Below are 13,485 nucleotides of genomic sequence, written 5' to 3'. Positions count from 1 at the left end.
TTGGAAGCCTTTTTCTCACAATGGCCGTGTTTTCCATTCATATCATTGGAATGTATTCAATGGAAATAAGCATTGCTTTTAACCCGTTAATCTTCGTTATATCAGGTCTTTTAATCTATGGTTCTTTTCTTTTTTCACTTTGGCTGCTTTTTTACTCGAAAAACTTTAAACGGAGCAATACAGCTTGGCTTAAACCTGTCAGCGCGGGAATTATCACTGCGGCGATTGCACAGGGTCATTTCTTATTAAAAAGGGCTTCCAACTTCGGGAAGGTGCCCATATCGGACAATAGCCTGATTATTGAAGACTCCTTTATTGTGTATCTCGTTTTATTCGTCGCGTTTTTAATCTTCGGGGGATTGATCATTTCAAGTACTCTGATCAGTAAAAAACTTGCCGCCGCCGATAGCCATTTGAAAGATATCTTGGCCGCTCTTGATGCATCCGCTATAGTCGGCATCACAGACAAAGACGGCAACCTGATTGAAGTAAATGATAAGTTCCTTGAAATCACCAAATACAGCAGAGAAGAGATTGTCGGACAAAGCCATCGGCTGATGAATTCAGGCTACCATCCTAAGGAATTTTTTAAACATCTCTGGGATACTGTCCAGTCGGGCAAAATCTGGCATGGAGAAATTTGTAATAAGGCAAAGGATGGGACCTTGTATTGGGTTGATACAACGATTGTTCCTTTCCTCAATTCAAAAGGAACCCCATACCAATTTGTTTCGATTCGAACGGATATTACAAAAAGAAAAAAAGCTGAAGCTGAACTGCTAGAAAGACATAAAGAAATAAGTGACATTACCTTTGCCTTAGACCAATCTTCCATTGTTGCGATTACGGATTCCAAAGGGATTATTACAAGTGTCAACGAAAAATTTTGCGAGATATCCAAGTATACTCGTGAAGAATTGATCGGCAAGGACCACCGGATTCTTAATTCGGGCACTCATTCTAAGGATTTCTTCAAGGAGCTTTGGAGGACAATTGGCCAAGGGAACGTATGGAAAGGTGAAATTTGCAACGAGGCGAAGGATGGAACGCTATACTGGGTCGACACGACGATTGTTCCGTTTCTGAACCATAAAGGCAGGCCGTATCAATATGTAGCTATCCGAACAGATATATCAAACAGAAAGATTGCTGAAACAAACTTGAAGGCTTCTTTAAAAGAAATTGAGGATTTCAAGTTTGCGCTTGATCAATCCTCCATTGTCGCCATTACGAATGAAAAAGGAATTATCCAAAGTGTCAATGAAAACTTTTGCGAAATTTCCCAGTATTCAAAGGAAGAACTGATTGGGCAGGATCACCGAATTCTCAATTCGGGTCATCATTCCAAAGCATTTTTTAAAGATCTATGGAGCACAATCGGCAGTGGGAAGGTCTGGAAAGGTGAAATCCGGAACCGGGCCAAGGATGGAACCTATTACTGGGTTGATACAACAATTGTTCCATTTCTTAATGAAAAAGGACGGCCTTATCAATATATGGCAATCCGCAACGATATTACAGAGCGGAAAAAGACTGAAGAAATGTTACACCGCCAAGATAAACTGGCAGCTGTCGGCCAGCTGGCTGCCGGGGTGGCTCATGAAATTCGAAACCCGCTCACTTCTATGAAGGGGTATGCGGAGTTTCTGCAGTTGGATGAAAGAGACCCTGAAAGGCAGGAGTTTTTGAATATTATTTTGGATGAAATAGAGAGGGTTAATGTCATTGTTGAAGATTTCATGGTATTGGCAAAACCGAAAGTTGTTGAACTTGAGGAGAAAAATGTCATTCCAGTCATCCAAACTGTATTGTCCCTGCTGGAATTTGAAGCACGGAAAAAGAATGTCAAGCTGCATTTTGACTACTCGAATGAAATCGTTCAAATTGAATGTGACGAAAACCGCCTCAAGCAGGTATTCCTGAACTTTGTGAAAAACGGAATTGAGGCAATGCCCAATGGGGGGGAATTGCATGTTAAAACGAGCATTCATGAAAATAATGTGCAAATATCCATTCAGGATACCGGCGTAGGAATACCGGAAGAAAAATTAAAGAAGCTTGGTGAGCCATTTTATACAACGAAAAAGAACGGGAATGGCCTCGGCTTGATGGTAAGCTTTAAAATTATTGAAAGCCATAACGGAAAAGTATTTGTTGAGAGTGAGCCGAATAAGGGTACGACCTTCAATATCGTCCTCCCGGCAAAAATCGCCTAAGCCAACAGCAGAAGGGAGGGAGCCAATCCCTCTTTTTCTATGATTTGGCCATGCTGTGACAAGAATCATTGCACCTGATTTCAATAGTAAGTTAACTTAATAGTATTGCAGTCATTATGAACTTTCATAATGCTGTCAAAATAATTTAATAATATCTTCACAAGTAAGAGCAAAAATGTATTACTATGGTTATATCAGGCTTAATGTTATTAACAGGGGGGATATTAAATGGGTGAACCAAATTTTGTTAAAACGGTTTGCGGCTATTGCGGTACAGGTTGCGGCCTTGTCCTTGAAGTCCAGGACAATAAAATCGTCAAAATCCGCGGTGATAAGGAAGCGCCTGTCAACAAAGGGCAGACTTGTGTGAAGGGATCGTTTGGATATGAATACGTCCATTCTCCAAAAAGGCTGAATTCACCTTTATTGAGGAAAAACGGAAAACTGGTTCCGGCAACCTGGAAGGAAGCTTTAAATTTCATAGCGGAAAAACTAGGTTCAATTAAATCTGTATTTGGAGCCGAAGCGATTTCCATGTTTGCTTGTGCTAGAACAACGAATGAATCCAATTTCGTCACTCAAAAATTTATGAGGACTGTGATTGGCAGCAATAATATTGACGGATGTAACCGAACCTGACACGCTCCTAGTGTTGCCGGTCTGGCAACTGTTTTTGGAAGCGGTTTCCCAACGAATACGCTTGACGATTTCGACAAGGCTGAAGTTCTTTTGCTAATGGGTTCCAATACAAGTGAAGCTCATCCGATTATTGCGAACAGAATCAAAAAGGCAATAAAATCTGGTCTGAAAATGATTGTCATCGATCCTAGAAAAATTGATATGACCAAATTTGCCCACCGGCATCTCCAAATCAATGTCGGATCGGATATTGCGCTCATAAACGCATTTATCCATGTCATCCTGAAAGAAAGACTTTACAGCCCTAAATTTATCTTGCGCCATACCGATGATTTCGAGGCACTCAAGAAAAAGGTCGAATTATATACCCCAGAGTATTCCGCTGCAATTACGGGCGTTCCTGCGGAAGATATCGTGGAAACTGCACGGGAATATGCTTCAGCGAGCGGCGCGATGATTGCGTATACGCTTGGAATAACAGAGCATCATTGCGGCGTAAATAATGTTTTTGACATTGCCAACCTCGCCTTGTTATCCGGAAATATTGGCAAGGAAGGCAGCGGCATTATGCCGCTCAGGGGCCAAAACAACGTGCAGGGTGCGGGCGACATGGGCTGCCTGCCGAACCAGCTTGCCGGTGGGATGAGCCTCACCAATGCAGAATATCGCGAAAGATATGAGGAAGAATGGAAGGTCACTATTAATCCGATTGCCGGTGACACCCAAACGAGAACTTTTGACAAAATTGAGACAGGTGAAATAAAGGCTATTTATGTAATAGGTGAAAATCCACTTCTTGCAGACGTCCATATGAATCATACGAAAGTCCTTCTTGAGAAACTAGATCTGCTCATTGTCCAGGACATCTTCATGACGGAAACGGCCGAGTACGCTGATGTTGTACTTCCGGCACGTTCATGGGGAGAGGTGGATGGAACGTTCACCAATACTGATAGACGGGTCCAGAGGGTCCGAAAAGCTGTAGAAGCCCATCCAGAAACAAAGGAAGACTGGGAGATTCTATGTGAGCTGTCTACATTGATGGGCTACCCGATGAATTATACGAACAGTGAGGAAATCTGGAATGAAGTCAGAAAGCTCGCGTGGGAAATGTACGGCGGCATATCCTATTCCCGTTTAGAACGTGAGTATGCTGTTCATTATCCATGCCCTGACGAAAACCATCCGGGTACATTGATCATGCATGAAAGATTCCATACAGGAGAGGAATCAGGGCGAAGGTCACCATTTGTGCCTGTGGAATATACCGCTCCGCTCGAATTGCCTGACGAGGATTACCCATTCACCCTGACGACAGGAAGAAGGTATGAATCATACAATACTCACACCCAAACGCGCTATTACGCGCCAGGTGTGAAAATTAGGCAAACGGAGGAAACAGTCGATATCCATCCTTCCGATGCCGAAAAGCTCGGGATAGAAAACGGAGATCTCGTCATGGTGAAATCCCGCCGCGGAGAGCTGACAGTAAAATGCAAAGTCACCGAACAGGTCGTACCAGGACTTGTATTCATGAGTTTCCACTGGCATGAAACGCCAACGAACGTCCTGACGCTAAACGAATACGACCCTATCTCTGGAACAGCTGAATACAAAGCATGCGCAGTGTCAATAGAACGTGTGTAAAACGCAAAGGAGCAGAAATTTTCTGCTCCTTTTTCTAATCTCTGGCGCTTTTTATTATGCAAACCGATAGTAAATCATCAGGAATGTCGCTAGAACAAAAATAAAGTTTAGAAATACAAACACAACCTGATCGGCAACCGTCTTATGGATCGAAATGGGCGGTTTGTAAAAAGAAACCCCTTCGATGATGAAAATAGCGAGAATGATATGGATCATGAAATGTCCGGCCAGCTCAAGCCATCCAAATAAGGTTGTAGTAAGAATAAATAAACAGGTCAAAACAAATGCTAGCAGACGGTTTAGAACCCCTACTACTAAAAGATATCCGACCACAAATTCAATAAAGGCACTTAGTACCACAAATATTTCTGGTGGAAATCCAAAAGTAGGAACGTGATGATTCGCAATGATATCAAGCGAAAGACCCGGGAAAACCCATTTTTCTACCGCCACCCAACAAAGAGACAGGCCAGTCCCTAAATAGAGGAAAGGAAAACCCCATTGCTCGAGCCTTGTATTGCCAATCAGCAGGACAAAAATGATGGCCAGATAAAACCCATAATCCAACATATGAAAGAGGCCATGCAAAGGAGTAATATAAATGAATAATCCAAGCAAAATTAATGAACCAGCTTTTGTTGCATAATGGTGAGGTGTAATCAATAGGCCAATCGCAAGCCATACCAGAATTGTAACTTCGATTGAAGGAATATGGATTTCCGGGGCAAAAATTGTCCCCATTAAAACCTGAATGATTAATGCGGCAGCTGTTCCGTATTTTAATAATACTCTTGAATATTTCCGCAGCCCCTCCAGGTTCCTGTCAATTTTCGCCACAGGCTTCCATTTCATAATCCAGGGCAATAGCTGTGGCAACGCTGCAAGAATGAGGGCAGCGCCAATTGAGATTGAGATAAAGACCGGCGAAATGATTTCTTCGATCGGCGCCTTTTGGGGCACAGCTTCGGTAAACCACTTAACATGCGCGGCCGAAATCAGCGGGGTTGCTGTAAGTCCTGCAAAAAGCAGGTAAAAAAGAGTTCTTTTCTTCATACGATTATTTGCCTCCTTCTAAGCTTCTCTTACCCCTCAAATGAAACCATTAGCCCACTAAAACCTCATTTTTTTCACCTGTAAAATTTTGAATATTCATTTTATTGGTTAACGAAACGTAATGTTCCCGTCATTCTTGTTACTCAAATAACATCCCCCTGTTCTTGGTATTTTATTTTTTCATGCTAAGATTTACAGTGTTAGCTTCACAAGAACTTAGGGAGGAATCGACTTGAAAAAAACATTGGGAACATTCATCATGGCGGCTGCTCTCTCTACGACAGCTGGCGTCAATGCGCAGGCAGAGGAAATTGAAGTTAATGCTGGAGACACACTTTCAAAACTTGCAACTGTACATAACACTACAATTGACAACATAAAGGCATGGAATGGATTAGCATCTGATACCATTTTTGCAGGAAAAAAGCTAACAATTCTTACTGAAATGCTTTATGAAGTGGAGAAAGGTGATACCCTTTGGGATATTGCCCTTGAGCATCATACTTCTGTCGAGGATTTAAAAGCCTGGAACGGATTGACTGGCGATTTGATCTTCCCTGGAATGGAGTTGTCAGTAAACGGTGTAAAAACAGCGGCTACTGATGCAGCCCCAGTTAAAAAAATCAATCCAGGTAAAACAGTCAGGATAGCCAAAGACAGTCCTGTCAAGAAAGTAAAAGCAACAAATACTGTAAAGGCTGCACCGCGTGCCCAGAAAGTTAATCAAACAAACGCACAACCGGTAAACGGGAAGGTGCTGACCATGACAGCGACAGCCTATACGGCATCATGCAAAGGCTGTTCAGGAATTACGGCCACAGGCATAAACTTGAAAAACAATCCTGGAATGAAAGTCATTTCAGTTGACCCATCAATCATTCCGCTTGGTTCTAAGGTATATGTAGAAGGTTATGGACATGCAATTGCCGGAGATACCGGTGGAGCCATTAGAGGAAATATCATTGATGTTTTCATCCCATCAAAGGACGCAGCCTTAAAATGGGGAAGAAAAACAGTGAAAGTGACAGTCCTAAAATAAATAAAAAGGAAAAAACCGCCATTTGGCGGTTTTTTCTATCTTGGGGCAGATCCAAGTCAAAAAGTCGACTCTCTGTCCCAAGTTCAACTATGATGCCTGCTTCATAAGGACAGCTGCACTCTTCCTTTGATAGAAGTACCAATTCAATGCAAATGAGATGACATAAAATCCAATAAAGAAGTAGAAGGCCGTGACGGGGGTCCCAGTTGTGTTTACAGACCAGCCGAATAGCTTAGGAATGAAGAATGATCCGTATGCCGCGAACGCAGCTGTAAAACCAAGGACCGGCGCCGCTTCTTTCGGAATAAAAATACCGGGAATCATTTGGAAGGTTGATCCTGATCCTATACCTGATGCTACGAACAAAATCAGGAATGAAGCGAGGAAGCCCGAAAACTGCTTTTCTCCCAAGAAGAAGATAACTCCGGCTGCCCCAATTGCTTGAACGACAAGCACGTATGCTGTCACTTGTGCGCCACCAAGCTTATCTGCAATCCAACCGCCAACAGGCCTGGCTGAAGCTGCGAGAAGCGCCCCTAAGAATGCCAGTGGAACATATTGGGGAAACTGTGACCTTAGCAGTAACGGAAACGCAGCGGAATAGCCAATGAAAGAACCAAATGTCGCGATATATAATACTGTCATAATCCAAGTATGCTTGCGCTTAACAATAACAAATTGATCTGATACAGACTGTTTGGCATTAGGCAGGTTATCCATGCCGAAATAGGCTGCAAATGTCATGATCACTATAGGGATTACCCAAATGAATGCTGCATTTTGAAGATATACTTGGGAACCATCAGGCATGACTTGTGAACCTCCGACAAGTGCGAAAGTGCTTGACGCGATGACCAGCGGCGTAATGAATTGGACTACCGAAACGCCCATATTTCCAAGGCCGCCATTAATGCCTAGTGCTGTACCTTTCTCTTTCTTTGGAAAGAAGAAAGAAATGTTTGCTGTCGAGGAGGAGAAGTTCCCTCCTCCCAAGCCACATAGCGCAGCAAGGATCAGCATGACAGAGAAAGGAGTATCAGGATTTTGAACAGCGATTCCAATTCCAATGGCTGGAATTGCAAGTACCGCGGTTGAAATAACCGTCCAATTTTTACCTCCGATTTTTCCAACGGCAAAGGTGTAGACAAACCTTAATGTCGCGCCTACAAGCCCGGGTATTGCAGCGAGTGTGAATAGTTGCTCTTCAGTGAAGCTGAAGCCGATATCGTTTAGACGGACAGCAACGACCGACCAAATTTGCCAAACAATAAAGGCCAGCATGAGCGAAGGGACAGATATCCACAAATTCCTTCTCGCGTGTTTCTTTCCTTCTTTTTGCCAAAACTGTGCATCTTCAGGATTCCATTGATTAATACGTGCCATGTTTTTTCCCCCATCCAAAAAATCGATTTATCACTAAGTTGGTGCTGTTAATGTTAATGATAGTGTGATGTTATCATCATAAATGTGATTTTCGTCACTCTATATTTGAAGGATTTGTGAAAATAGGGTTCTGTTCAAAAAGTTGTAAAAATTTCATTCTCAATTCACGTTAATGGAATCTGTTGTTTTTAATGAAACCATAATGGGTAAACTACTCCCAAACAGATAGAAAGGAAGAATGCTATGTTATGGACTATTATTGGTCTCCTTGTACTTTTCTGGGTTCTTGGATTGGTTTTCAAAGTTGCGGGAGGGCTGATTCATCTTCTCTTAATTGCAGCGGTTGTTCTATTCGTAGTCAATTTCTTTAAGAACAGGGCCACCCGGTAGTTTTCAGCAAAATAAAAAGTGCTGCCAAATGCGCAGCACTTTTATTATGTGAAAATCAGTCTATTTCCCTAAAGACACCAATAAAATTCTTTGTCTCCCCGGCATCATCCTTGATGGCCTTAATCGTTAAATACTCCTGATAAATCTCACCATTTTTGCGTTTGTTCCAAATGAGGCCCTCCCAGCAATCTTTCACCTTTAAGTCAAACCACATTTTTCGGTAAAATTCGTTATCATGCTCGCCTGATTGCAGAACACTAGGAGTTTTACCGATTACTTCCTCAAGCGTGTAACCTGTAATCCGAGTAAAAGCAGGATTTACTTTCAAAATAATCCCTTCCGTATCGGTCACTGTTATTCCTTCATTACTGTGAAGGATAATTTGCTCAGAAATACTTTTTCGCTCGTGATAATAAGTCCATGCGGAAAGAATCATGCAGGCGAGAGCAAGTTCGGATAAGCCCATAAACCCGATTGCATGGTGCCCGGTAACACTATAAATCGCCCCTACAATCATTGGAGGGAAGAAGCCTCCTAAACCACCCATCGCCGTTACAAGCCCATTCACAATCCCTGCCTGCTTAAAAAAGTATAATGGAACCAATTTAAATACAGTTCCATTCCCAAGGCCGGAACATACAGCAACCAGTAGACAGCCGAAAGAAAAGAGTGGAAGGGACGGTGTAAAGGACAATAAAATTCCGGCAAAACTCAATCCTGCAAAAGCAAGAATCAGTACAAAATATGGATTGATTTTATCTGAAAACCAGCCGCCCGCTACCCGGAAGAGGAGGGAGATGACAATGAAAATCGCTGTGCGAATCCCTGCATCCGTTGAAGTCAACTCGAAATATTTAACTAGAAAAATAGGCAAATACACTGTAAAAGCAATAAATGATCCAAAAGTTAAAAAATAAAAAAGGCAAAGAAGCCAAAGCTTTTTATTTTTGTAAACTTTCTTCACTTGGCTCATGATTGGTTCATCAACTTTTCGTTCTTGTTTATCTCCAAAAAGCAGATGGATCATTGCGAATATAACAACAAGGAAAATGTATAACTGTACAGTGTTTCTCCAGCCAATACCCGATGCAAGGACCGGCGCCAGAAATGCGGTTATCGCAGTTCCTATTGTGCCAATCCCATAAAGGCCGTTTATAGCGCCATGTTTATCTTTTGAAAAGTATTTTGGGAGAGAAGTTGTTCCAACTGAAAATATACTTCCGCCAAGCCCAAGTAATAGGCTTCCGGCCAGTAGTGATGCGAAAGATTCAGCTCTGCTTATCATCACGATAGGTAAAATCAATACGAGGAAGCTGATTGCAAATAGTTTTCTGGCACCAAATAGATCGGTAAAATACCCCATTGGTATGCGGAATATCGACCCTAGGAAGACAGGAATGGCGATAATCCAGGCCGTATGGGCAGCAGACATGTGTAAGTCTTCATCTATGAAGGGCATTAACGATGAGATCAGGGCCCAGACCATGAATCCCGCAATAAGGCTAGTTGTTTGAATGAATAATTGTTTTGTACCCTTTCCCATTGATACTCCCCTTTGATTAGTCATTTAGTCATAGTGTATTATATCGCATTAACTAAATAATACTATAATTATCCTTCTTTGGTTGCTTAATCAAGTTAACCTTGTACCAACTACTAATTGTGGTGAAGAAAAAAACTTAAAATGACAAAAAAACTGCTTGGCAGCCAAGCCCTTCAGATTTATGATTATAGAATCTAAAAGGGTGGTAATTGGTATCGTATACATCCAATTAGGCAGCGAACATATTTCCTTTAAAAAGAGAAGGCGAAAAATATGAGGTTCAGGAAAATTGCTTACGATCCGCCGAAAGTGCTTGTATTCGGGTTTATTCTCATTATCCTAATTGGTGCTTTATTTTTATCCATGCCAGCGGCAACTGCCAATGGGGAAGGGCTGCCATTCATCAAAGCTCTTTTTACCGCGACTTCCGCTACGTGTGTAACCGGTTTGGTGGTGGTTGATACCGGAACTGCTTTTACGAAGTTTGGGCAAATCATTATACTTTTACTCATCCAGATTGGCGGGCTCGGGTTTATGACATTTGCAACCTTCTTTGCATTCCTGCTGGGGAAAAGAATTTCGTTGAAGGAACGGATTCTCCTTCAGGAATCATTGAACAATATTTCTATAGAAGGGATTGTCCGGTTCGCAAAAAGAATTCTCATCTTTACCGCTATTTTTGAAACGTTCGGGGCCATCATCCTGTCAATCAGGTTCTCATTTGACATGCCGAATGGAAAAGCGATTTATTACGGAATTTTTCACTCGGTTTCCAACTTTAATAATGCGGGTTTTGATTTGATGGGTGAGTTCAGGAGTTTGACCGGGTATGTAGATGACCCTGTGGTTGTCCTGACTGTATGTCTGTTAATCGTGATGGGGGGGATTGGTTTTATTGTTATCAATGAATTGTATGAATACCGCCGATCCGGCAGGCTGTCCTTGCACACAAAAATCGTTCTATCTTTTACAATAGGGCTCCTAGTCGCGGGAACACTTTTCATTCTCCTTTTGGAGTATACGAATAGTAAGACACTTGGACCGTTATCTCCGGGAGGAAAGATTCTCGGAGCTTTGTTCCAGTCTGTAACAGCGCGGACTGCAGGAGCAAATACGATTAGCATAGGGGATATGACACATTCAGGACTCTTTCTCATCATTCTTCTAATGTTCATAGGTGCATCGCCTGGATCAACTGGGGGAGGCATCAAGACCACGACATTTGCCACCTTAATAGGGGCGGTCTGGTCGCAAATAAGAGGGAAAGAAGATGTGGTTTTATACCGCAGGAGAATAGGCTATGAAACAATATATAAAGCATTAACAGTCACTATGAGTGCCCTTTTTCTCATCATCCTCATGACGATGCTTCTGACGATCACTGAAGAAGGGGCCGACTTTTTAGCGATTTTATTTGAAACAACCTCTGCATTTGGAACAGTGGGCTTATCTATGGGACTGACGCCACATCTCTCTCCCGCCGGTGAATTAATCATCACGATCATGATGCTTGCCGGGAGGCTGGGCCCTTTGACAGTTGCTTATGCGATTACTTTTAGGCGGAGGCAAGACCCGTACAAATATCCTAAAGGCAAAATAATGATCGGCTGACAATGGCAAGTTAGGAGTGCATAATGAATGGTTAAAACATACGCAGTAATAGGGCTGGGAAGGTTTGGGGTCAGCCTTGCAGCCCGTTTGTTTCAAGAAGGCCAGGAAGTGCTTGGCGTTGATGTCAATGAGGAACGCGTGGAGGATGCCCAATCAGTCGTCACCCACGCCGTTATCGCTGATTCTACCGATCCTGAAGCGTTGAAATCGATAGGCATCCGCAATTTCGATACTGTGATTGTGGCAATCGGGAATGATATTCAGGCGAGTATCCTGACGGTCCTTCTTTTGAAAGAGGCAGGTGTGAAAAAAGTTATTGCTAAAGCCCTAAACAAACCACATGGCCAAGTGCTCGACAAGGTCGGCGCAGACTGGATCATATTCCCAGAGCGGGATATGGGTGAAAGAGTCGCGCACATGCTGTTATCGCCAAATGTCCTGAACTTTATTGAGCTGTCAAAAGAATATAGCGTTGAAGAAATGAAAGTTCCGGAATCAATGACGAGCAAAACACTCAGAGAACTCGATTTGCGTGCTAAATATAATTTAAGTGTCATTGCAATCAGGCATGCCAAATCAATTAATATCTCACCTTCGCCAGATGAAACAATCGAGGCAGGGGATGTACTTGTGGTCATTGGCGAAAATAAAGATTTGGAAAAGTTCGCGAACCTTCAATAATAAAAAGCGGAGGCCTTAGGCTCCGCTTTTTATTTTGCTAACCGTTTCCGTAAAAATAAGGTAGTATATAGGAATAGTCGAAATTCTCAAAAAAGGGGCAGAGGCAGAATGATTGATCTACGGAGTGATACAGTCACAAAACCAACAGAAGAAATGCGGATGGCCGCTTATAAAGCAGAGGTCGGGGATGATGTGTATGGCGAGGACCCAACTGTTAGGAAGCTTGAAGAGACTGCAGCTAGTTTGCTTGGCAAAGAAGATGCATTATTTGTAACCAGCGGGACACAGGGCAATCAAATCGCAATACTTGTCCATTGCACCCCTGGCCAGGAGGTCATTCTTGAAGAGGAATCGCACATTTTTTATTATGAATCCGCTGCTGCTTCAGCACTTGCCAGCGTCCAAACAAGGACAATCCCTGGTATCCGGGGGAGAATGGATCCCGGGAAGGTGGAGAGAGCAATTAGAGGGGAAGACATCCATTATCCCGAAACTGGTTTGATATGCATTGAAAACACACATAACCGAGCTGGAGGCGCGATTATTCCTTTAACCAATATGAACGAGATACATACTTTAGCGAACAAGAACAATATTCCTGTTCATATTGATGGCGCCAGACTTTTTAATGCCTCTATCGCACTTGGTGTGCCTGTTAGTGAATTGGCCAAGTATAGTGAAAGTGTCCAAATTTGCCTATCCAAGGGACTAGGTGCGCCTGTTGGTTCTCTATTGGCGGGAAACAAGGCGTTTATCCGAAGGGCAAGAAAATGGCGGAAGCGGCTTGGAGGCGGAATGCGCCAGGCAGGGGTCATTGCTGCTCCAGGACTAATTGCTCTTACCAAGATGCCGGGGCGCCTTGGGGAGGACCATGAAAATGCGAAAAGGCTGGCTGAGGGAGCTAGCAATATCCAGGGACTTTCTGTAGTAAATAAAGTGGAAACGAATATCGTTGTCATTGATATTAGCGGAACCGGCATGGATGAATACCAATTTGTTGAAAGGCTTAAGGAACGAGGAATTCTTGGCGGTACATTCGGTGAAGGACTTGTACGTCTGGTGACAAATTATGATGTAAGCAGGGACGATATAGATTCAGCCGTTTCTCATCTACATAAAATCGCAAGGGATGAGTCCTAAAAGATTTAAAACGAGGAATCAGGCGTTCCAGATTCCTCGTTTCATTTTCCGGCTTCTAAACCAGGAACTTGTAGAATTTAAAGAGATTTTGTCTTCTTATGGCAAATGTTTTCTGTTACGTTTATCATGTTTTGTCATTCTAT

The 13,485-nt window shown here is 42.7% G+C and carries 10 protein-coding genes; 7 read left to right on the top strand and 3 right to left on the bottom strand.

Annotated features, from left to right (window positions below):
- Positions 1–20: 20 nt before the first annotated feature.
- Both D1B31_RS06145 and fdhF read left to right on the top strand, forming a co-directional pair.
- On the top strand, positions 21–2,216 hold the full coding sequence (locus D1B31_RS06145) for a PAS domain-containing protein (protein WP_420846076.1): 2,196 nt from the start codon (positions 21–23) through the stop codon (positions 2,214–2,216).
- Between the two features lie 228 nt (positions 2,217–2,444).
- The gene (gene fdhF, locus D1B31_RS06135) at positions 2,445–4,502 is read left to right on the top strand and encodes a formate dehydrogenase subunit alpha (RefSeq protein WP_240035186.1); all 2,058 of its coding nucleotides are present in this window, start codon (positions 2,445–2,447) and stop codon (positions 4,500–4,502) included.
- A gap of 54 nt (positions 4,503–4,556) precedes the next feature.
- Here the strand turns inward: fdhF and D1B31_RS06130 are convergent, their stop codons facing one another.
- Positions 4,557–5,555 (bottom strand): DoxX family membrane protein, encoded by a 999-nt coding sequence (locus tag D1B31_RS06130; protein ID WP_118919862.1) that lies wholly within the window; start codon positions 5,553–5,555, stop codon positions 4,557–4,559.
- 232 nt (positions 5,556–5,787) lie between these two features.
- Between D1B31_RS06130 and D1B31_RS06125 the strand changes: the two genes are divergently transcribed.
- The gene (locus D1B31_RS06125; RefSeq protein ID WP_118919861.1) at positions 5,788–6,594 is read left to right on the top strand and encodes a LysM peptidoglycan-binding and 3D domain-containing protein; all 807 of its coding nucleotides are present in this window, start codon (positions 5,788–5,790) and stop codon (positions 6,592–6,594) included.
- Between the two features lie 87 nt (positions 6,595–6,681).
- Here D1B31_RS06125 and D1B31_RS06120 read toward each other — a convergent pair whose 3' ends face one another.
- On the bottom strand, positions 6,682–7,977 hold the full coding sequence (locus tag D1B31_RS06120; protein WP_118919860.1) for a NarK family nitrate/nitrite MFS transporter: 1,296 nt from the start codon (positions 7,975–7,977) through the stop codon (positions 6,682–6,684).
- A 243-nt stretch (positions 7,978–8,220) separates the two neighbouring features.
- Here D1B31_RS06120 and D1B31_RS06115 point away from each other — a divergent pair, with 243 nt between their 5' ends.
- Positions 8,221–8,367: a lmo0937 family membrane protein gene (locus D1B31_RS06115; protein ID WP_118919859.1), complete on the top strand. Its 147-nt coding sequence runs from the start codon at positions 8,221–8,223 to the stop codon at positions 8,365–8,367.
- A gap of 55 nt (positions 8,368–8,422) precedes the next feature.
- On the opposite strand, the gene D1B31_RS06110 is transcribed toward D1B31_RS06115, so the two are convergent.
- Complete coding sequence (locus D1B31_RS06110; RefSeq protein WP_118919858.1) at positions 8,423–9,910, bottom strand: NarK/NasA family nitrate transporter; 1,488 nt, start codon at positions 9,908–9,910, stop codon at positions 8,423–8,425.
- Positions 9,911–10,183: 273 nt separating this feature from the next.
- Here D1B31_RS06110 and D1B31_RS06105 point away from each other — a divergent pair, with 273 nt between their 5' ends.
- The 3 genes from D1B31_RS06105 (at position 10,184) to ltaE (ending at position 13,342) form a co-directional block, all read left to right on the top strand.
- A complete protein-coding gene (locus D1B31_RS06105) occupies positions 10,184–11,521 on the top strand; it encodes a TrkH family potassium uptake protein (RefSeq protein WP_118919857.1) in 1,338 nt (445 codons plus the stop codon).
- Between the two features lie 27 nt (positions 11,522–11,548).
- The gene (locus D1B31_RS06100; RefSeq protein WP_118919856.1) at positions 11,549–12,202 is read left to right on the top strand and encodes a potassium channel family protein; all 654 of its coding nucleotides are present in this window, start codon (positions 11,549–11,551) and stop codon (positions 12,200–12,202) included.
- A gap of 108 nt (positions 12,203–12,310) precedes the next feature.
- A complete protein-coding gene (ltaE, locus tag D1B31_RS06095; RefSeq protein ID WP_118919855.1) occupies positions 12,311–13,342 on the top strand; it encodes a low-specificity L-threonine aldolase in 1,032 nt (343 codons plus the stop codon).
- Positions 13,343–13,485: the final 143 nt, after the last annotated feature.

This window comes from Neobacillus notoginsengisoli (assembly GCF_003515685.1).
GTDB classification, from domain to species: domain Bacteria; phylum Bacillota; class Bacilli; order Bacillales; family Cytobacillaceae; genus Bacillus_D; species Bacillus_D notoginsengisoli.
Note: the sequence above shows the minus strand (reverse complement) of the source record. Positions and strands in the feature narration are given on the sequence as shown.